Source organism: Kribbella sp. NBC_01505 (genome assembly GCF_045040285.1).
Classification (GTDB): Bacteria; Actinomycetota; Actinomycetes; order Propionibacteriales; family Kribbellaceae; genus Kribbella.
Window position 1 is genome coordinate 878,012 of the sequence record NZ_CP109425.1, and the last position, 20,716, is coordinate 898,727.

Sequence of the window (20,716 nt, forward strand, 5' to 3'; positions counted from 1 at the left end):
ATGCTGTCACCGGACCCCGGCGGCCGACCTGGGATCGGCGCGAAAGCTGCCCGGGTTGACATCGCGGCTGCCTTGATTCGCCCTCTTCGCGAGCGATTGAACCCGCCGGGGGGACATTCGCGTGGTCTTGGCGTAAGACCCCTGATCCGGGCCCGATTGCCCGGTCGAACATCACAGCTGCCCGAAGACACCAATTCGGGCTCAACCAAAGCGGCGTACCGGGACATCTGATTCCGAGACCCACCGGACACGACGACGGAGACAAGGATGGCTGACGCGGAGACCGGGCTGCGGATCCAGGTCCTCGGACCGGTCCGGGCCTGGCGTGGCGCGGACGAGCTCGAGCTCGGTTCGGCGCACCGGCGCGCGGTGCTCACCGTGCTGGCGCTGTCGGCCGGGCATCCGGTCTCCCGGCACGAGCTGATCGACGCGGTCTGGGGCGAGGCGCCGCCGGCGAGTGCGAACGGCAGCATCTACACCTACGTCTCCGGCCTGCGCCGGGTCCTCGATCCCGAGCTGGCTCCCCGGTCAGGTGACGGGGTGCTCGCGTCGACCGGGCCCGGGTACACGCTGCGACTCCCCCGTGATCACGTCGACGTCCACGAGTTCGACGTACGGCGGTCATCCGCGGCTCAGCACCGAGCCACGGGAGACCTGCCGGCGGCGATCGCCGAGCTCGACGCGGCGCTGGCGCTGTCTCAAGGTGTGCCGTTAGATGGAATTCCTGGGCCGTATGCGCAGACGCACCGGGCCCGGCTGGCCGAGCTGCGGCTGACCGTCGTGGAGAACCGGGCGGAGCTCCTGCTCGAGCTCGGTCGGCACGCTGAACTCGTCGACGAACTGTGCGCGCTCTGCCGGGAGCATCCCTTGCGCGAGAAACTGCCCGCGCTGCTGATGCGCGCGCTGCACGACAGCGGGCGGACCACCGAGGCGCTCGGGGTGTACGAGACCACCGAGGCGAGTCTCGGCGAGCTCTCCGGGATCGATCCGGGTCCGGAGCTGCGCAGGCTGCACGAGCAACTGCTCGGCGCGCGCCAGACCTCGGTACGGCGGCCCGCGCGGCCGGAGCTCTTCGTTGGACGCGAAGCCGAGCTGAAGCAGCTCCGGTCGGCCGTGGACGGGGTGCTCGCCGGCCGAGGTGGCACGGTCTGGATCGAAGGTGCACCAGGAATCGGCAAATCCGCACTACTCGCCGAGGCCCTCAACTCCGAGCCCCTACCCAAGACACAGGTGCGGTGGGCGGTGGCTGACGAGCTGGACAGTCAGATTCCGATGCGGCTGATCAACGCTTGCCTCAACGACACACTGTCCGCCGAGCAGGTCCGGACGGTGGTGACCCGGCTCTGCGGCCAAGGTCCACTGATTGTTGCCGCGGACAACTTTCATTGGGCGGACGCGACCACGGTCTGGGTCTGGCAGAGTCTCGCCAGACTGGCCGAACACCTGCCGTTGCTTCTGATCGCCGCGGGCCGGCCGATGCAGAGCGAGCTGCAGCGTGGCCTGGTCATCGGCCTCGAGCCGTTGACGCCGGACGACTCCGCTTTGCTGGCAGCACGACGGCTGGGCGCACCGCTGTCGGTTCGGCAGCGGCAGGCGGTCGAGGCCGGCGCCGGCCACCCCGGTTATCTGCACGCGATCGCCACCGACCTCGCCGGGCCGGGGCAGGACCAGCATCCGTCCCAGCAGTTGACCGCATCGATCAACGACCAGCTCTTCTTCCTGTCCGAACCCACGCACGCGATGCTGCAACGCGCTGCCCTGCTCGGAACCACGTTCAGCAAGGAAGAACTCGCTGCGACGGATGCGGAACCACTGATCGAGGAAGCCCAGAGTCTGGGCGTGCTCCGAAGGGCCGGGGAGACACTGCGCTTCCGGCAGCCGGTGGTGCGGACCGCGTTGTACGAACACACTCCGCAGGCGATGCGCGTCGCACTGCACCACGAGCTCGCGGACAACCTGGTTCGCTCCGGAGCATCCGCCGTACGGGTTGCTGAGCAGTTGGCTGCAGCGCTGCCAACTGTGGCGCCGTGGGCTCAGGACTGGGTGCGAGACCACATCGGTGCGGTGGCGGCCGAGCAGCCCAAGGTTGCGATCGACCTGCTGCGATCCGGTTCGGTGCGTCCCGACATCTCACTGACTGCCATGCTGGCCAGACTGCTGTTCTGGCAGGGGTGGGACCCGCGGCCGGAGGCCTCCTCGGTGCTGGCTCGGACGGCCGACCCTGACCTGGCCGCGGAGATGCGGTGGGTCCTGGCCTACGTGAACCACCGGCTCGGCCGGATCGACGAGGCATTGGGACAGGTCACCGAAACCTTGAGTGACGAGCGCGTCGAGGAGCGGTGGCTCAGTCGGCACGAGCGGCTGCTCGACAGACTGGCCGACGAACCGCGGGCGTGGCACCTCACCCAGGCGCTCGCGTGGGGAGACGTCCGGCCGCGGTCCGAGGCACCTGCGATCGCCGGGTTCCAGTTCCTGGACGACAAGACGGCGGCCGAGCTCGGTACGCCGGACTTCCTGGACGCGAGTGAGGTCTGGCGGATGGCGCCGTACCGGGCGATGCCTGGTGACCTGCACCGGCTGCTCTCGGGACAGCACTACTGGGCCGGCGACTGGGCCGGTGCGATCGCCGAGGCGGAGGTGCTGCTGGACTCGGACGCTGCTCGACCGTCATACCTGTCGCCGGACAGCCCCGGCTTCAGCCACGCCAGCATCGCTCTGATCGACACGCACCGCGGTGAGTGGGACGCCGCCACAGCGCATGAAGCGGTCGCAGCCGGCACCTATGCGCGGTACGGCGACTCGCACCAGGTGCTGTTGATGACGCAGTCGATGCGGGCCGAGCGGGCGGGCCAACTGCAGCAGGCGATCGACCTCCTGTGGCCAGCGGTGAGCGGGAGTCCGTGGTCGCGCTGGCTCCCCCGCGTCATCGCACTCGCCTCGTCGAGTGAGGATGCCGCACAACTCGACCGAGTGCGACACCTCCTTGATTCACTACCAGCTGCGGACCTGTCCCCCGGCCAGCTGGCTGTCCGCGAGTACTGCCTCGGTCTGGTCGCAGCCGATCCCGAGCGCGTCCGCGCGGCCACAGTGCGGTTCGAGACAGTGCAAGGGCTGACGCTCCTGGCCATCCACGCCACAGCGGACCTGGCGTGGCTACTTGGCAAGCAAGGGCAGGCTGCGGAAGCGCGCCAAGCCTTCTACGACGCAGTACGGCGGTATCGCGCGATCGGCGCGGTCACCGACGTCTGGCGACTCAATGCGCGCATGCAGGCGCTCACCAGTAAGGGAACGGAGTGCGACCGTGCCGAGCGGCAGTGACGAGCTGAGTGTCAATGTGCTGGGTCCGGTGCACGCTACGCGCGACGGCAGTGGTCTGAAGCTCGGACCGACTCGGCAGCGTGCAGTGTTCGCAGTGCTGGCGCTGAACGCCGGCCGGCTGGTGACGCTGGACGAACTGATGGCTGCAGTGTGGGGTGCCGCGCCGCCAGCGAGTGCACGGGGCAACGTGCACACGTATGTCTCCGGACTGCGGCGAGCCCTGGAACCACAGCGCGAGCTGCTGGCCCGGCGACCGAACGGCTACAGCCTGGGGATCAAACCTGAGCTAGTGGACGCCATCCGGCTCGATCAACTGATCGGCCAGGCGCAGAACCTACCCGACCGGAAGGAGCGCGTCGCCGTACTGGGGGAAGCGCTCGAGCTGTGGCACGGCGATCCGCTGTCCGGCGTACCGGGTCCTTATGCGGAGCAGGAACGCATCCGGCTGAGTGAACTGCGGCTGCTCGCGCATGAGCTGCGCGCGGAGGCGTTACTGGAGCTCGGTGCGGATGCATGGCTGGGTGCTGAGCTCGGTGTGCTGGCTCAGGAGTACCCACTGCGTGAGCGGTTCCGCGAGCTGCAGATGCTCGCGCTGTACCGGGCCGGTCAGCATGCGGCTGCACTGGAGGTGTTCCGGGACACCAGAGCCCGGCTGGTTGACGAGCTCGGCATCGAGCCGGGCGCTGAGCTGCAGCGGCTCCAGACGCAGATCCTTACCCAGGACCCGGAGCTCAACTGCACAGCAGCTGAGCCGCTGCGGAGACTGCCCGAGTGGGTCACCGAACGGCTGGGGCAGGAGACAGTGTTCGTCGCCCGGCAGCATGAGCTCGAGCAACTGCGCGGTCTGATCGACAAGCTGCGCGCTGGTCAGGGCGGCACCGCCTGGATCGAGGGCTTCACCCTGGGCAAGTCGGAGCTGCTGCTCCAAGCGCTCAAGGATGCGGACTGTCAGATCGGCTGGGCGGAGGGGGTTGAGGGATCCAAGCCGTTCCAGCTGCTGACCGACTGCCTGGGTAGCGAGGCCCGCACCACTGAGCAGTTGCTGGCGCGAGTCGACGAACTGTGTGCACAAGGCCCACTGGTTCTGGTGGCTGACAACATGCAGTGGGCGGACGAGGCCAGCGTGCTGGTGTGGCACCGGCTGATCACAGCGACGCGGCAACTGCCGCTGCTACTGATCGCCGCCGCCCGACCGGTGCCACGCACACCCCACCTCACCCGGCTGCGCAAAACAGTCGCGGCGACCGGCGGTCTCGTCGCCGACCTGCCACCGCTGAACGGCGAACAGCGAGTCGAGCTGGTACGGCGCTTGCTGGGCGCCGAGCCGGGACCCGGGCTGCGCGAGGCGCTGGCCGCCACCAACGGGAACCCGTTCGGCATCACCGAGTACATCCAGGTGCTGGTCCGAACGAAGTCTCTGCAGACGGTCTCCGGCACCACGGATCTCACCGCCGAGTCCGAGGCGGCGACGGAGACCGCGATCCTCGAGATGGTGCTGCGCAATCTTCGGGTCCTCACTCCCGGCACGCGCGAGCTGCTGGAATGGGCGGCGCTACTGGGGACAGAGTTCACCGTCACCGACATTGCGGCCGTGCTTGGCCAGCCGCCGTCGGAGCTGGTCGCGCCGCTCGAGGAGGCGGTCACAGCGACCGTGCTCGTCGACAACCGGACCCACCTGACCTTCCTGTTTCCCCTGCTGGTCAAGGGCCTCTACGAGGGCATCCCCGTCGACGAGCGCGCCGGACGGCACCGTCGGACGGCAGCGGCGCTCGCTGCGGTGGGCGCCTCGGTAAACCGAGTGGCCGAGCAGCTCGCGGCGGCCGGCGTACCGGACGCCTGGGTGGTGCAGTGGCTGGTCGACAACAGCGAGGCGATCGCCAATCGGGCGCCTGTGCTGGCCGCCGACCTGCTGGCGAGAGCACTGGAGGTCTGCCCCGGCAACGAGACACTGGCCGTGACTCTGGCCCGGGTGCTGTTCCGGCTGGACCGACGGCCGGTCGCTGAGGTGCAGACTGCCCTCCACCTCGCCAAGGACCCGTCGAACGTCGCCGAGCTGCGGCAGCTGCTCGCCGTACTGCGGTATCGGGCTGGTGACACCGAGACCGCGTCCCGGATCCTCGCGGACGGTGTCGCCGATCCCGACGTACCAGACGCGTGGCGGCAGCGGCTCCAGTACGTGCTGGCGAATTTCGGCAGCGGGCGCCTCAACGATCTCGACGGCGCGGAAGCGACCGCACGGCAGGCGCTGGCCGCGGGCGGCGGGCGCTACCTGACCGCGCACGCGCACCAGACCCTGTGGCGGATCGCCTGCATCCGGCGCGATCACACCATGGCACTGCAGGAGATCAACGAGGCGATCCAGATCGTCGGCAGCGCTCACCACCTCGTCGAGCTGCGCCTGGACCTGCTCGACAACCGGCTGTTCACACTGCAGAACCTGGATCGGATGGCCGAGGCCGACGACACCTTGCGCCTCGCCCGGGAGATCGCGACAAACCGGGCCATCGGCAACCAATTGCAGATCCCGGCAGCGGTGCACTACTACTGGACCGGCCGGTGGACCGAGGCGCTCGTCGAGCTCGACACGATCTTCGAGAAGGCCGCCGAGCTGACCTTGCCCGGTCGCCGCGAGGCCCCGGCGGCGACGTTGCTCCTGCACGGCATCGCGGCGTACCTCGCCGGTCGGCGCGGCGACCGGCTCCGCGTCGCGGGCATTCTCGACGCCGTGGCGGATCAGCTTCCGCGTACTGACGAAGAGCGCGAGAACGTCGACTTCCTGCTGGTCGCCCGAGCGCAGATGTTCGAGCAGCGCGGTGCAGGTGCGCGGGCGCTCGCCGTACTGCAGCCGCTACTCGATCCGAAGTTCGCACCGCTGATGCTGCGGCACCAGTGGCTGCCGATGGTGGTGCGGCTCGCGCTCGACGTCGGCGCGGACGACGACGTACAACGGGCACTGGCGCTGTCGGCTGCTGAGGCGGCCAAGGAGCGACCGGCTGCGCGCGCCGTGGCCGCGGACCAGTGGTGCCGGGGCCTCGCGGCTCAGGATCCGGCGCTTGTCCTCGCCGCAGCCGATCACTTCCGCCAGGTCGGCCGGGTCGTCGAGCTCGCCACCGCTCTGGAAGATGCCGCAGTACTGCTGGCGCACAGTGGTGACCTCGAGGCGGCCCGGCTGGCGTTCAGCGAGTGCAGCCGCCAGTACGTCGACCTGTCCGCGAACTGGGACCTCGAACGGGCCACTCGCCGGTTGGCCGGGTACGGCGTCTACCGAGACAGCTCGGTGCCGCGGCGGGACGCCCTGTCGTCGCAGGAGGCGGACATCGCGCGGCGCGTTGCCGCCGGCCACTCGAATCTCGCGATCGCCGAGCAGCTCGGCCTCCCCCGCCGTACCGTCCAGGCCCATGTCGCCCGGTTGCTCGGCAAGCTCGGCGCGACCTCCCGCGAACAGGTCGCCGGTCGCCTAGAGAGTTCCTGAAGGTCCACCGTCGACGATGGGTCCGCTAGCCTTCCCAACGGGTCCAGGAACGCCAATGAACCGAACCATAGAATTCCCAGCCGGTGCGCGGACCTCCGCTACCGCTGAGGAATTCGCTGATTTCGTGGACGGCCGGTTCACGGCGCTGCGGCAGTTCGGCTATCTGTTGACCGGTGACTGGCAGCTGGCCGAGCGCCTGGCGCACGCCGTACTGACCAAGGTCTGGTTCCGTCGCAGTGCGCTCAAGTCAGAGGCGCTGGACAGCTACACGTTGGCCGCCATGGTGACCGCCGGCACGCGTTGGTGGCGGCGCACACCTCGCGCGCCGAAGACTCCGCAGCCGGCTCTCCTGCAGGCACTCGCCACGCTGCCCCGCCGTACCCGCGCCATCGTCGTACTGCGCTATCTCGAAGACCTACCGGACGCAGAGATCGCGCAGATCATGAGGTGCTCGGTCGACGCCGTACAAGCCCGCCTCAGCCGCGGAGTGGTCGTGCTAGAGAGTTCGTGAAGGGCCGCCGACCACCATGAAGGCAGTAGCTAGGTGAGGCATCGTCGGAGGGCATCATGAAACAGCTCAGAGTCTCGGTCTACGCCACCGACCCCTTCACGCTGACCGGGGTGAAGGTGGTGCTCCGACCGTTGCCGCAGATCGTCGTGGTGAACGCCGCGGACCCCGGTCCGGTCGACGTCGTGATCGTGGCGGTCGAGCGGCTGGCCGGTGAAGCACAGCAGCTGTTGCGGGCGGCCGCCGACACCGTGCGGGCGCCGATCGTGCTGATCACCAACGAGATCGACGAAGCACAGCTGCTGCCGGCGCTGAAGTGCCGGGTGGCCGCGATCGTGTCCCGCGCGGCGGCCGACGAGAACGAACTCCTCCGCGCGATCATCGCCGCCGCGAGCGGCGCGTCCGACCTCCGGCCGCAGAACGACGTCGAGCGGCTGCAGCGCGAGGTGCTGGAGAACCGTGGCGCCGCGGCGTCCGGGCTGTCGGTCCGCGAGGTCGACGTGCTGCGGCTGATGGCCGAGGGTCTGGACACGCACCAGATCGGCAAGGAGCTCGGGTACTCCGAGCGCACGATCAAGAACATCATCTACGCCTTCACAACCCGGGTCCGGTTGCGGAACCGGTCGCACGCGGTCTCCTACGCGATGCGGACGGGCGTGATCTAGCCGTGGACAGCTTCCTGAACCGGCGGCGCTCGTCGATGACGGCCGCCGAGTCGATGACCGTCGCCGTCCATGCTTCCGACGCGGTCACCGCGCGCGGCGCCGATCACCTGCTGCGTGCGGACTCCCGGTTGACGGTGCTCGCCGAGCCCGAGCTGGCCTATGCCGCCGTGATCGTGGTCATCGGGGAGTCGATCAGCGATCGCGCGCTGGCCTTCCTGAGCAAGGCGCGCGCCACCTCCCGGCTCGAATCGCCACCGCGGTGCGTCATCATCGGCGACCAGTTCCGGCTCGACGGGCTGTCGGTCCTCCAGTACGGCGTCGCCGCCGTACTGCAGCGGAATCGGACGACTGGTGAGCAGCTGGTGCAGACCGTGTTGGCCGTCGGCCGGGGCGAGGCCTACCTGCCCTCCTGGCTGCAGGGGAGCCTGCTTGCCCAGTTCGAACGGGTGCAGCGCGACGTACTGGAACCCAACGGGCTCACGATGTCCGGACTGTCCGCCCGGGAGCGCGACATCCTCCGGTTGCTCGCCGAGGGCGACAGCACCGAGGAGATCGCGGTCAAGCTTGAGTACTCCGAACGCACGGTGAAGAACGTGCTGCAGGTGCTGATGCGACGGCACCGGCTGAACAACCGCGCGCATGCGGTCGCGTTCGCCTGGCGCACCGGGGTGATCTCCGACCTAGGTGCCGGGCTGCGGATCGCGGAGGAGGCCGGATGACCTCGGCTCCGGCGCTAGCGGTCGCACCGGTCGATTGGCAGCACCACGTCGGCAGCCAGAACAGTCCGACGGTCGCACTGACCCCGCGCTACACCCTGCACCAGGCACCGGACGCCCGCTCGCTCCGCTACGCCCGGGAGCGTTTCGGGATGCTTCTGGAGTCTCTAGAGATCGGTGGGTTCATCGTCGGCTCGCCTGCGGTTTCCGACGACAGTGGCTGGTACCTGTGCGTCGACGACGGGACGGGGACGCAGCACTGGGTCCGCGGCCGCGGACTGTCGTCACTGGTGGGCCGGACGTTCACTGAGGTCGCTGTGTTCTCAGGACTGTCGCTGGGCGGGACAGGCAGCCTGCGGTCCGCAGGCCTCGCGTTGCCGGGCCCTGCGCTCGCTGCGGACGCCCGACTGTCGACGTACGAGACCACCATGAGTGCCGCGCTCGCAGGGTTCGCGGGGGCGTTCCGGCGGACGCCGAAGCTTGCACAGCCGGTGCTGCATTGGGATCTGCCGCCGCTGCACTACCTGCTCGCCCAGCTCGACGAACGCGGTCGCCCACGGCTGCCCCACACGACCTGGATGCAGTGGCAGACAGCCGTCCACGAACGGGCCGCGATGGTACGGCGGTTGTTGTACGAACGCAGTCGGTCCGTCGGACTGAACGCCCTGTTCGTCCGGGCGCTGACCGGACTGGCCGATACCGCGCACGGACGGACGCCGGGTCGGGCGCCTGGTGAGGCGTTGCAGATTCTGGCCCGCGAGGACCCAGCGTGGGCAGCAGCCGCCTCGGTACGCACGGTGGAGTCCTATGCGGAGCTGACGCGGCTGGCCTACTCGGTCGAGTCGCTGCGCGCAGGCAGCCCGGATCTGCACCACCGGCACGGGCGGCTCGCGCTGATGATCGAGGACCCCGCTGAGGAAGGCATCCTCGCCGAGGCCCGTGCCATCGCGAACGACGCCGGACTGAGCTTCGCCGCGGTCGGTCTCTACCCGTTGCCCCGGCTGCTACCGAGCACCGGCGGCAGTCTCTACGCCTGCGGCTTCTGAAACAGTGCGCTGATCAGTTCCTTCGGGTCGCGGGATGACGGCCAGTCGCTGACCTGGCCGTCGCCCAACTCGACCACGCGCCAGGCGCCGTCCAAACGCCGTACCAGATCGACTGTGACGAACGGCAGCGCGAGATCCGCCACCAGTGGCTCCACCTCGATCAGGTCCACGCGCTCCGGCAGCTCGTCCGGGGTGTCCGGATGCGGTGTCACCAGCACGCAGCGGCCACCAACCCACCACGTCCGCGCTTCGGCCCCGACGAACTCCTCGAAGCGCCGTACGACGAACCCACCGGCGAATGCGTCGTCCCGCAGCTCGAGGAACCGGCCGCCGATCCGCTCCACCGCGGCTGTGTCGGCGACGTCCGGGATGTAGGCGGCCTCGTCCCAGTAGTGCTTCATCGACTTCACGTAGTCCCGGAGGACGGCCGGTCCCTCGGCGAGCTGTTTGCTCACGGCAACCAAATCGCGCAGCTCGCCCCCGGTCGTCCACACCGACTCGGGCGTCACCGACTGGAGAGCGCCGTACCAGCCTGGAAACTCGTGCGCGGCTCCATAGCTCTCCGGGCCGGTGCGCAGCGCGACGCCCCGCTCCCCCAGCGCGCCCGCGAATCCGCCGTACTGGGCCGTGGTCATCATCCAGCCGCGATAGACGGCGTCCGCCGCGGCCGGCACCCCGTCGACCGTCAACGCGTCGTGGTCGATCCGTGCCACCGCGACCCCGAGCTCCCGCGCGGCCGCCGCCTGCGCCGCGAAGTGCGGATCGACCCGCCGCGCGTTCAAAGGATCCCCAGGCACCAGCAACATGCCTCCATCCTCCCTAAATCTCGGCCGCCATACCCGACAGAGGGTGTCGCGATTCGGTGAGAGGCTGGTCGAGTGCCACCTGACCTCACCGAACTCCGCCGGCTGCTGACCGCGGACCGCGAGCACACCCGCGAGCTGATCACCTCGCTGACCGAGAACGTCAGCACGATCGTCGAGGCAAGCCGGCTCACCGCAACCGACGACGAGCACGACCCCGAAGGATCAACCATTGCGTTCGAGCGCTCCCAGACCAGTGCGCTCCTCGCGGCAGCCACTGCGCACCTGGCTGACGTAGACCTGGCGCTGGAGCGCCTGACCAGCGACACTTACGGCCGCTGCGAGCATTGCGGTGCACCCATCTCGCCCGAGCGCCTGCTCGTCCGCCCCGCAGCCCGCACCTGCATCACCTGCGCGTCCTAACGTCCCCTCGCAACGTCCGAAGGATCGCAGTACGTCGTCAGCGTGTCTTTCGGACGTTAGCCGCGGTGACTGCAGGTTTGCCCGGGATCGCGGGAGGTGATCGGTCGCGGGGGTCGGGGGCTGTGGCTAGCCAGGAACCCCGCCTTCCCGGATGTGCTCGTCCCATCCCGCCGCTCGCATTCGGCCGGTGAGGTAGTCGGTGGCCGGTCGCCGCTGCGGCTGGATTTACGGAGACGGGTGGCTGGGGTGGTCTTCGGCTGAGGGGGATGGTGCGGTCGGTGACCACGGTTGCGGTTGCTTGAGCTTCCGGGCGGTGGTTGCTCCCGATGATCGGCAGGCCTGTCAGCTGACTCGCCGCCGTGGTTGCTCCCGACGATCAGGAGGCTTCGCAACTGCCCCGCCGCGGTGGTTGCTCCCGACGATCAGGAGGCCTGCCAGGTGACCCGCCGCCGTGGTTGACCACTGCGGTTCGGGTTGCCTGCCTCGCCTGCCTGGCCTGCGGAAATTTGGCTGGATATCCGTTCAAGTTGACCCTTCTCTGCTCAAAATTTGAGGGAAGAACCAGCAACTTGCGGGGAGATCCCCTCGTTTTCCGGGACCGCAACCGAAGCCCGGAAGCTCAAACAACCGGGCACGCGGTCACCGGCCTCGCCATCCCCCTCAGCCCCAGACCACGCCCGCCTAGCACTTCAGCAAATCGGCCGCCGCGGCGACCAGCCACCGGGTACGTGTCCGGCCTGTCCGGTGCGGCGCGAATCGGGGAACACCAACCCCTTTGCGGTGATCTACTGCCGCTGGGTGACAGTAGGACTCCGCAAACCGGCATCCACTCGCCTTTGTGGAACATTGAGGCCGCTGGGCGCCTATTTGGTTCCACAAAGGCGGTTTCGCTCGCCGCCACGGCGGGCAGCGTCCTAAAACACGCCGACCACGCCCTCGGATTCTTCGGACGTCAGCGGTTGGAACAGGCCGTCAGCGGGGGCTGGCCACGCTGCACGGTCAGAGGTAGGTCTGGGTGCTCGGGGGTGCGGATTCCATCCAGGCGAGGACGCCGGTGAGGGCCTCTTCGGTCATCGCGAAATGGACGGTGCGGTCGCGGAGGTCGGCGTCGACGATGACGTGGCCGGCATACGTGACCAGGGGTTCGTTGCCCATCGGGCGGCGGGTCTTGATGCCTTCGAGCTGGCGGCGGTTGACGACCAGCTTGGGCCACCAGGCGAGGCTGAAGACGCGAAACCACTGCAGGTCGTCACCGACGTAGCGGGCCAGGCCGAGGGCCCAGCCGCGGCCGTGGTCCTTCTCGGCCAGCTGGAGGCTGCAATCGAAGGTGCCGCCGTCCCTGGTCAACCAGCGACGACGGCACGCGAAAGCGATGATCAGCAGTACGGCGGCAGCCAGACAGACCCCGACGACATCGAGGACTGTTCTCATACCTTGCCGACCCCATTTCCGGTGCCCACTCGTCCCGGCACCGCCGGAGAAACCGTACTGTCAGTGACGTTCTTCGATTATGACAGGTGGGGTGGAGCCGTGATCGGCCCCACCCCACCCGCGGTACTTCAGGATGCTGTCTCGGCGGCCCGGACCCGGGCCTCGGCGGCGCGGACCTCGTCCGCGTCGGACTCACTGGCGGTGCCGGCCGCGAGCGCCTGCTCGAGCTCGCGACGGGCGTCTTCCAGATCGATGTCGTGACCCAGCTCGGCGTTCTCGGCCAGGATCGAGACCCGGTCGTTCGCCACCGAGATGAAGCCGTCCGGAGCGGCCGCGACGAGGAACTCCCCGTCGACGGTCCGCACCTGGACGGTGCCACCCTGCAGCAGACCCAGCAACGGGGCGTGCCCCGGGAGGATACCGACGTCGCCGTCGGTGGTGCGGGCGATGACGATCGTCGCCTGCCCCTCCCAGACCACCCGCTCGGCCGCGACCAGCGCGACCTCGAGGTGCTTGCCGGTGTCTTCAGCCATTTACAGCTCCTTCTGGAGCTCGGCCCAACGCCGCTCGACGTCGTCGAGCGAACCGACGTTGAAGAAGGCCTGCTCGGCGATGTGGTCGCACTCGCCGTCCGCGATCTTCTTGAACGACTCGATGGTGTCCTTCAGCGGCACCGTCGAACCCGGCGTCTGGGTGAACTTCTCCGCCATGTAGGTGTTCTGCGAGAGGAACTGCTCGATCCGGCGCGCGCGGGCGACGGTGATCTTGTCCTCTTCGGAGAGCTCGTCGACACCGAGGATGGCGATGATGTCCTGCAGTTCCTTGTTCTTCTGCAGGATCTGCTTCACCCGGACGGCCACGTCGTAGTGCTCCTGGCCGATGTACTGCGGGTCGAGGATCCGCGACGTGGAGGTCAGCGGGTCGACGGCCGGGTACAGACCACGCGACGCGATGACTCGCGAGAGCTCGGTGGTCGCGTCCAGGTGCGCGAACGTGGTGGCCGGCGCCGGGTCGGTGTAGTCGTCGGCGGGCACGTAGATCGCCTGCATCGAGGTGATCGAGTGACCACGCGTCGAGGTGATCCGCTCCTGCAGAACACCCATCTCGTCGGCCAGGTTCGGCTGGTAACCCACGGCGCTGGGCATCCGGCCGAGCAGCGTGGAGACCTCGGAACCGGCCTGCGTGAACCGGAAGATGTTGTCGATGAAGAGCAGAACGTCCTGCTCCTTCACGTCCCGGAAGTACTCCGCCATCGTCAGGGCCGACAGCGCGACGCGAAGACGCGTGCCCGGCGGCTCGTCCATCTGGCCGAAGACGAGCGCGGTGTCCTTGAACACGCCCGCGTCTTCCATCTCGTGGATCAGGTCGTTGCCCTCACGGGTGCGCTCACCGACACCGGCGAACACCGAGGTGCCACCGAAGTTGTGGGCGATCCGGTAGATCATCTCCTGGATCATGACGGTCTTGCCGACACCCGCACCGCCGAACAGGCCGATCTTGCCGCCCTGGACGTACGGGGTGAGCAGGTCGAGGACCTTGATCCCGGTCTCGAGCATCTCGGTCTTGGACTCGAGCTGGTCGAAGGCCGGCGCCTTGCGGTGGATCGGCCAGCGCTCGGTGATCTCGAACTCGGACTCGTCCTGGTTCAGGCACTTGCCGGTCACGGACCACACGCGGCCCTTGGTGACGTCGCCGACCGGGACGGAGATCGCGGCACCGGTGTCGCGCACCTCGGCGCCCCGGACCAGACCGTCGGTGGGCTTCATCGAGATCGCCCGGACGATGTTGTCGCCGACGTGCAGCGCAACCTCGAGGGTGATCGTGGTGGTGACCTCGGCCAAGGTGATGTCCACCTCGAGCGCGTTGTACATCTCCGGCATCGCGTCCGCGGGGAACTCGATGTCGACGACCGGGCCGATGACCCGGGCAACCCGGCCCACGGCACCAGCCGCGCCGCTGTTGTCTTTCTCGGTAACCGTCGCTGTCATCTCTCTCACTCGCTCCCGGCGTTGGCGTCAGCCAGCGCGTTGGCGCCACCGACGATCTCGCTGATTTCCTGGGTAATGGCCGACTGCCGCACCTGGTTGTACTCGCGGGTCAGTCGTTCGATCAGATCCTGCGCGTTGTCGGTCGCCGACTTCATCGCGCGCTGCCGGCTGGCCAGCTCGGAGGCCGCCGCCTGCAGCATGCAGTAGTGGATCCGGCTGGCGACGTACTTGGGCAGCAGCCCGTCGAGCACGTCCTCGGCGGACGGCTCGAACTCGTACAGCGGCAGGACGTCCTCGGCGGCCGGTGCCTCTTCGCCCTCGACGACCTCCAGCGGCAGCAGCCGGATGACGTCCGGCTTCTGCGTCAGCATCGAGACGAACCGGGTGAAGACGATGTGGATCTCGTCCACGCCGCCTTCCTCGGTCGGCTTGAGGAAGGACTCGATCAGGGCGTCGGCGATCTCCCGGGCCCGGGCGAACGACGGCGCGTCGGAATCGCCGCTCCACGACTGCGCGACCTCGCGCTGCCGGAAGGCGTAGTACGCGATCCCCTTGCGGCCGCTGAGGTACGGCACGATCTCTTTCTCGTCCTCGCGGAGCAGCTGGTTCAGCCGCTCCCCCTCACGGATGACCGAGGACGAGTAGGCGCCGGCCTGGCCGCGGTCCGAGGTGATCAACAGCACCGCGGCACGCTTCGGGTTCGGCTTCTCCGTGGTCAGCGGGTGGTCGACGTTCGAGAACGTCGCCACCGCCGACACGGCACGGGTGAGCTCACGCGCGTACGGACCGGCCGCCTGGGCGCGTTGCTGCGCCTTGACGATCCGGGACGCCGCGATGAGCTCCATCGCACGGGTGAGCTTCTTGATCGTCGTGACCGAGTCACGACGATCCTTCAGCTCGCGTTGGGTTGCCGGCATGGACGATCAGCCCCGCTTCTGCCGGACGATCTGCTCCTGCTCGACATCCTCTTCGGCCATCGCCTGGGTCTCCTCGCGACCCACGAGCAGCTGCCCGTCGGAGGTCTGGAAGGTCGGCTTGAACGCGGCCAGCGCGTCCGTCACGGCCTGCTGGGCGTCCTCGGGGAAGAGGTTCGACTCACGGATGCCGTCGAGCACCTTGCCGTCACGGCGCAGGTACTCGAGGAACTCGCGCTCGAAGCGCAGCACGTCGGCCACCGGTACGTCGTCGAACTTGCCGGTGGTACCGGACCAGATCGAGACGACCTGGTCCTCGACCGGGTACGGCGAGTACTGCGGCTGACGGAGCAGCTCGACCAGACGCTGACCACGGTCCAGCTGGCGGCGCGAGGTGGCGTCGAGGTCGGAGGCGAACATCGCGAACGCCTCCATCGCGCGGAACTGCGCGAGGTCGAGCTTCAGCGTGCCGGAGACGTTCTTCATCGCCTTGACCTGCGCGGCGCCACCGACTCGCGACACCGAGATACCGACGTCGATGGCCGGGCGGATGTTGGCGTTGAACAGGTCCGACTGCAGGAAGATCTGGCCGTCGGTGATCGAGATGACGTTGGTCGGGATGAACGCCGAGACGTCGTTCGCCTTGGTCTCGATGACCGGCAGACCCGTCATCGAACCGGCGCCGAGCTCGTCGCTCAGCTTCGCGCAGCGCTCGAGCAGACGGCTGTGCAGGTAGAAGACGTCACCCGGGTAGGCCTCACGGCCCGGCGGGCGGCGCAGCAGCAGCGACATCGAGCGGTAGGCCTCGGCCTGCTTGCTCAGGTCGTCGAACACGATCAGGACGTGCTTGCCCTGGTACATCCAGTGCTGGCCGATGGCCGAGCCGGTGTAGGGGGCGACGTACTTGTAGCCGGCCGGGTCGGACGCCGGGGAGGCGACGATGGTGGTGTACTCCATCGCGCCGGCCTCTTCGAGCGCGCCGCGGACGGCGGCGATCGTCGAGCCCTTCTGGCCGATGGCGACGTAGATGCAGCGAACCTGCTTCTTCGGGTCGCCGGACGCCCAGTTGGCCTTCTGGTTGATGATCGTGTCGATCGCGATCGCCGTCTTACCGGTCTTGCGGTCGCCGATGATCAGCTGCCGCTGGCCGCGGCCGATCGGGATCATGCCGTCGATCGCCTTGATGCCGGTCTGCATCGGCTCGCGGACTTCCTGGCGGTCCATCACGCCGGCGGCCTGGAGCTCCAGGGCGCGGGTGCCGTCGATGCCGTCGATCTCGCCGAGGCCGTCGATCGGGGCACCCAGCGGGTCCACGACGCGGCCGAGGTAGCCGTCACCGACCGGGACGGACAGGACCTGGCCGGTACGACGTACCTGCTGGCCCTCTTCGATGCCGCCGAACTCACCGAGGACCGCGACACCGATGTCACGGACATCGAGGTTCAGGGCGATGCCCTTGGTGCCGTCCTCGAACTCGAGCAGCTCGTTGGTCATCGCCGAGGGCAGGCCCTCGACGTGCGCGATGCCGTCGCCGGCGTCGATGACAGTGCCGACCTCTTCGCGGGCCGCTTCGGCCGGCTGGTAGTCGGTGACGAACCGATCCAGGGCGTCCCGGATCTCCTCCGGCCTGATCGTGAGCTCAGCCATTTCGTGTTTCCTGCTTCCTTGACCCTTGCTGGCCTGTTGTGGCTCTAAAGGTTTGCCGCCCTTAGCGCCGCTGTTCTGTCGTTAAGGGGGCGATCAGCCCGCGATGCGCCGTTGCGCCTCGTCGAGCCTGGCCGCGATGGTTGCGTCGATCACTTCGTCACCGATGTCCACCCGCACGCCGCCGACGACCTTCGGGTCGACGATCACGTTCAGCTGGATGTCCCGGCCGTACTGGCGTCCGAGCACCGCGGAGAGCCGCGTCCGCTCCGCCTCGGACAGGTCGGTGGCGACCCGGACCGTGGCGATGCTGGCGGAGCGCCGGGCAGCGGCCGACACCTGGTAGGAGCGCAGGGACGCCGCGAAGCTGCGTCCACGGCCGTCGACGGCCCGCTCGGCGAGCCGCACCGTGACCGGGTCGGCCTTGCCACGCAGCAGTCCGGCCAGCAGCTCCTGCCGGGCGGTGACCGGGATGTTGCGGTCGCTGAGCTTGTCGCTCAGTCCCCGCTCGGCCACGACGATCCGCTCCAGCCGGAACAGCTCGTCCTCGACGTCGTCCAGCTTGCGGTTGCTGTCGGCGAAGGCCACCTCGGCCTCGACGCTCAGCTCGTCCAGTGCGTTGCCGAGGTCGCGGCCGCTGACCCAGCGACCGGCCACGGCGATGGTCAGGATCTCCTGCGCCTGGGCGGAGATCTTGCCGCCGAACAGCTGCTGGACGAGCGACACCCGCTGGTCCTGCGAACGGGCCGGGTCGGTCAGCGCGCGGCGCAGTGCACCGGTGCTGTCCAGCAGCCGGGCCACCGAGAACAACTCGGCGCCCAGCCCCTCGGTCACCGCACCACTCGCCAGGGCCTCCTGGGCCTTGGCGAGCGACTGGTTCGATGCCCCGCGCATCAGCCGTCCGTTCCGACGGCCGCGCGCGCCGACTCCGATGCCTCGAGCTCGGACAGGAAGCGCTCGACGGTCCGGCGCTGCCGGGCCTCGTCCTCCAGCGACTCCCCGACGATGCGACCGGCCAGCGTGGTCGCCATCGTCCCGACCTCGCTGCGCAGCGAAGCAACAGCCTGCGTCCGCTCGGCGTCGATCTGGGTCCGGGCGTGCGTCACGATCCGCTCGGCCTCGACCTGCGCCTGCTCACGCATCTCCGCCATGATCTGCGCACCCTGCTCACGCGCGTCCTCGCGGATCTTCGCAGCCTCCGAGCGGGCCTCGGCCAGCTGCGCGTTGTACTTCTCCAAAGCCGCCTTCGCCTCGGCCTGGGCCTGCTTGGCCTCGTTCATCCCGCCTTCGATCGCCGCGGTCCGATCGGCGTACGCCTTCTCGAACTTCGGTACGACGACCTTGGCGAAGGCGATGGCCAGCAGGACCAGGAAGACGAAGCCGAAGATGATCTCGGCGTTGTGCGGCAGCAGCGGGTTGACACTCTCGCCCGCCTCGGCCAGCGGTAGCACCATCGTCGTCATATCTGTGTCCTGTCAGTCAGAGTGGAGAAGGTCAGCCCTGGAACTTGAACACGAAGGCGAGCGCGATACCGATGATCGCGAGCACCTCGGTCACGCCGAAGCCGATCCACGCGATCGACTGGAGCTTGTTCTGAGCCTCCGGCTGACGCGCGGTGCCGTTGATGACGGCGGCGAAGATCAGGCCGACGCCAACACCCGGGCCGATCGCTGCCAGGCCGTAGCCCAGAACGGCGATGTCACCGGTGATTTCGAGAGCCATGCTCATTTCGGTGTTTCCTTTCGGTACGGATAGGGGCTATCCGGGTTTCCGTCAACTACGGGTCTGGGGTACTGCGGTACTGCGGCCTTGCGAACTGGGGGATCAGTGCTCGTCGGCGATGGCGCTGCCGATGTACTGCGCGGTCAGGACCACGAAGATGTAGGCCTGGATGCACTGGACGAACAGCTCCAGCCCGGCGATCGCGAGGCCCATCAGGAAGGTGATGATGCCGACGCCGCCCAGCGCGATGCTGCCGGACTCGAACACCATGTACTCGCCGCCGAGAACGAAGACCAGCAGCAGGATGTGACCCGCGAACATGTTCGCGAAGAGTCGCAGGCTCAGCGAGATCGGCCGGACCAGGATGTTCGAGATGAACTCGATCGGGATCATCAGCGGCATCAGCCAGGCCGGCACGCCGGCGGGCATCGTCTGGTGCTTGAAGTAGCCCCAGAGGCCCTTCTTCTTGATGCCGACCGCGTTGAAGATGACCCAGCTCATGATCGCGGCCACGTACGCCCAGCCGATGTGGCTGAAGGTCGGGAACTGGATCAACGGGATCGTCGCGGCCACGTTGTTCAGCAGGATGAAGTAGAACAGGCCGCACAGGTACGGCACGTACTTCATGTAGTCCTGGCTGCCGATCGCGTCGCGCGCGATCGAGTTGCGGACGAAGTTGTAGCCCAGCTCGCCGGCGAACTGCAGCTTGCCCGGGACCACGGCGGCCTTCCGGGACGCCCCCCAGAAGAACCAGACGATGACGACGACGGTCAGCGCGGCCACCAGGACCGGCTTGGTGAACCAGTCGACGCCGTGAATGATCGGCGGGGTGTCGAAATTCTGTGGACCGGGCGGGGTGAACTCGGTCGGAACGCCGGCAATCACCGGGTCTCCTCTCGCGTCGTGCTCAAGTCGGACGCCTTGTGGCTAAGGGCAGGGCGGCTCAGGGCATGGCGGTCAACAACGTCAGACCCGGTGCGGATCGGACTGTTCCCCGAAGGGATCAGGACCGCGACCCGTACCGGTAGTGCAACAGCAGGATGGTGAGCCCGGCACCGAGCACGATGCCCACCAGTACTAGAAACTGGGTGCCGAACAAGCGATCCAGCCCGAACCCGATGCCCCCGTAGATCAGGACACCGCCGATCAAGTAGGACAGGACCCGCCAGCCGTCGCCCGAATTCGGGGGTGATGGCTTCGGATCCTTGTGCTCGCTCATTGGCACCCGAAAGGTACCAGCCCGCGACACGCCGGGTCACATCGGCACCCGCGACCTCAGTCACACCATGAAAAGCGTTACGGAGGGTGGTCACGGGTTCACCTCGTTGTCGAGGTCGTAGATCGGCACCCGCAGCCGCGACCAGGCCCACATCTCGCCGACCATCCAGCCCAGTACGACGACCATGGCGACAATCCCGAGCACGGTCAGATTCACGTGTCTGGCAAGGCTGTCCGAGTTGATCGCGAGGATCAGCAGACCACCGAAGACCGCGATCCGTCCCGTGTACGACGCCATCGCCATCGCGAGCTGCATCGTCGGCGAGGTGTGCCGCGAAAGGTGCAATGCGAACAGCCCCAGGCCGGAGAAGACGATCACCATCAGCATCCCCAGCAGCGCGCCCCACAGGCCCTTCAGCCCGGCCGCGACAGCTGACACCGCGGCGGCGTTGACGCCGACCACGAGGGCCGCGACCAATGCGCCGCGCAGCATCGCCAGCGCCGGGTGCCTGGTAACTTGGCCGGCGCCTTTCTCGTTGTGAGCCGCTGGGCTGTTAGCCGAGGAAGCCATCTGGTGGTTCCGTCCTGCGGGCGATGTGGTCTCGCGGCCAGATCGTCGGGTGGGCGGGGTCAGGGGTGTCAAAGTTCTTTGCTGGTGCTTGTGAAAACTAGCACAAAGTCTGCACCGTCAGCAAAACGAGTCCCCTGCCGCTGTACAACGACACCCTATCGCTAGCCCACCCACCCCAGTGGTCTGGTCCCCGATCCACCCAGAGGTGGGCCGCCTTCTCTTTGTGAACGCAGCGCGTCTTTGTGCACCCACCACCCACCGGAAGGCCTCGAAAACG

The 20,716-nt window shown here is 68.1% G+C and carries 19 protein-coding genes; 7 read left to right on the top strand and 12 right to left on the bottom strand.

What is annotated here, in order from left to right; genetic code table 11:
- The first annotated feature begins 267 nt into the window (after positions 1–267).
- The 6 genes from OG474_RS03810 to OG474_RS03835 are packed head-to-tail and all read left to right on the top strand — an operon-like array spanning position 268 to position 9,725.
- The gene (locus OG474_RS03810) at positions 268–3,318 is read left to right on the top strand and encodes a BTAD domain-containing putative transcriptional regulator (protein WP_405060774.1); all 3,051 of its coding nucleotides are present in this window, start codon (positions 268–270) and stop codon (positions 3,316–3,318) included.
- A complete protein-coding gene (locus OG474_RS03815) occupies positions 3,302–6,790 on the top strand; it encodes a BTAD domain-containing putative transcriptional regulator (protein WP_405060775.1) in 3,489 nt (1,162 codons plus the stop codon). The genes OG474_RS03810 and OG474_RS03815 overlap by 17 nt, the downstream gene beginning before the upstream one ends.
- Before the next feature lie 55 nt (positions 6,791–6,845).
- A complete protein-coding gene (locus OG474_RS03820) occupies positions 6,846–7,301 on the top strand; it encodes a sigma factor-like helix-turn-helix DNA-binding protein (RefSeq protein WP_405060776.1) in 456 nt (151 codons plus the stop codon).
- A gap of 56 nt (positions 7,302–7,357) precedes the next feature.
- Positions 7,358–7,963 (top strand): response regulator transcription factor, encoded by a 606-nt coding sequence (locus tag OG474_RS03825; protein ID WP_405060777.1) that lies wholly within the window; start codon positions 7,358–7,360, stop codon positions 7,961–7,963.
- A 2-nt stretch (positions 7,964–7,965) separates the two neighbouring features.
- Positions 7,966–8,682 (top strand): response regulator transcription factor, encoded by a 717-nt coding sequence (locus tag OG474_RS03830; RefSeq protein WP_405060778.1) that lies wholly within the window; start codon positions 7,966–7,968, stop codon positions 8,680–8,682.
- On the top strand, positions 8,679–9,725 hold the full coding sequence (locus tag OG474_RS03835; protein ID WP_405060779.1) for a hypothetical protein: 1,047 nt from the start codon (positions 8,679–8,681) through the stop codon (positions 9,723–9,725). Before OG474_RS03830 ends, OG474_RS03835 begins: the two co-directional genes overlap by 4 nt.
- Here OG474_RS03835 and OG474_RS03840 read toward each other — a convergent pair.
- A complete protein-coding gene (locus tag OG474_RS03840; RefSeq protein WP_405060780.1) occupies positions 9,707–10,531 on the bottom strand; it encodes an ATP-grasp domain-containing protein in 825 nt (274 codons plus the stop codon). The genes OG474_RS03835 and OG474_RS03840 overlap by 19 nt on opposite strands.
- A 72-nt stretch (positions 10,532–10,603) precedes the next feature.
- On the opposite strand from OG474_RS03840, the gene OG474_RS03845 reads away from it, so the two are divergent.
- Positions 10,604–10,951, top strand: coding sequence for a TraR/DksA family transcriptional regulator (locus tag OG474_RS03845; protein WP_405060781.1), 348 nt, complete (start codon positions 10,604–10,606; stop codon positions 10,949–10,951).
- A 999-nt stretch (positions 10,952–11,950) separates the two neighbouring features.
- Here OG474_RS03845 and OG474_RS03850 read toward each other — a convergent pair.
- The 11 genes from OG474_RS03850 to OG474_RS03900 all read right to left on the bottom strand — a co-directional run bounded on the left by OG474_RS03850 (position 11,951) and on the right by OG474_RS03900 (position 20,439).
- Entirely contained in the window at positions 11,951–12,382 is a 432-nt protein-coding gene (locus OG474_RS03850; RefSeq protein ID WP_405060782.1) for a DUF2550 domain-containing protein, read from the bottom strand.
- A gap of 128 nt (positions 12,383–12,510) precedes the next feature.
- On the bottom strand, positions 12,511–12,915 hold the full coding sequence (locus tag OG474_RS03855) for a F0F1 ATP synthase subunit epsilon (RefSeq protein WP_405060783.1): 405 nt from the start codon (positions 12,913–12,915) through the stop codon (positions 12,511–12,513).
- Entirely contained in the window at positions 12,916–14,370 is a 1,455-nt protein-coding gene (atpD, locus tag OG474_RS03860) for a F0F1 ATP synthase subunit beta (protein WP_405060784.1), read from the bottom strand. It lies immediately after the preceding gene.
- Positions 14,371–14,375: 5 nt separating this feature from the next.
- Positions 14,376–15,287: a F0F1 ATP synthase subunit gamma gene (locus OG474_RS03865; protein WP_405060785.1), complete on the bottom strand. Its 912-nt coding sequence runs from the start codon at positions 15,285–15,287 to the stop codon at positions 14,376–14,378.
- A gap of 6 nt (positions 15,288–15,293) precedes the next feature.
- Positions 15,294–16,931 (bottom strand): F0F1 ATP synthase subunit alpha, encoded by a 1,638-nt coding sequence (atpA, locus tag OG474_RS03870; RefSeq protein ID WP_405060786.1) that lies wholly within the window; start codon positions 16,929–16,931, stop codon positions 15,294–15,296.
- A gap of 93 nt (positions 16,932–17,024) precedes the next feature.
- Positions 17,025–17,822, bottom strand: coding sequence for a F0F1 ATP synthase subunit delta (locus tag OG474_RS03875; protein WP_405060787.1), 798 nt, complete (start codon positions 17,820–17,822; stop codon positions 17,025–17,027).
- Complete coding sequence (locus tag OG474_RS03880; RefSeq protein WP_405060788.1) at positions 17,822–18,391, bottom strand: F0F1 ATP synthase subunit B; 570 nt, start codon at positions 18,389–18,391, stop codon at positions 17,822–17,824. The genes OG474_RS03875 and OG474_RS03880 overlap by 1 nt, the downstream gene beginning before the upstream one ends.
- A gap of 31 nt (positions 18,392–18,422) precedes the next feature.
- Positions 18,423–18,656 (bottom strand): ATP synthase F0 subunit C, encoded by a 234-nt coding sequence (gene atpE / locus OG474_RS03885; RefSeq protein WP_405060789.1) that lies wholly within the window; start codon positions 18,654–18,656, stop codon positions 18,423–18,425.
- A gap of 96 nt (positions 18,657–18,752) precedes the next feature.
- The gene (gene atpB, locus OG474_RS03890; protein WP_405060790.1) at positions 18,753–19,535 is read right to left on the bottom strand and encodes a F0F1 ATP synthase subunit A; all 783 of its coding nucleotides are present in this window, start codon (positions 19,533–19,535) and stop codon (positions 18,753–18,755) included.
- A gap of 118 nt (positions 19,536–19,653) precedes the next feature.
- On the bottom strand, positions 19,654–19,869 hold the full coding sequence (locus OG474_RS03895; RefSeq protein ID WP_405060791.1) for a hypothetical protein: 216 nt from the start codon (positions 19,867–19,869) through the stop codon (positions 19,654–19,656).
- Between the two features lie 90 nt (positions 19,870–19,959).
- The gene (locus tag OG474_RS03900) at positions 19,960–20,439 is read right to left on the bottom strand and encodes a hypothetical protein (RefSeq protein ID WP_405060792.1); all 480 of its coding nucleotides are present in this window, start codon (positions 20,437–20,439) and stop codon (positions 19,960–19,962) included.
- Between the last annotated feature and the right edge of the window lie 277 nt (positions 20,440–20,716).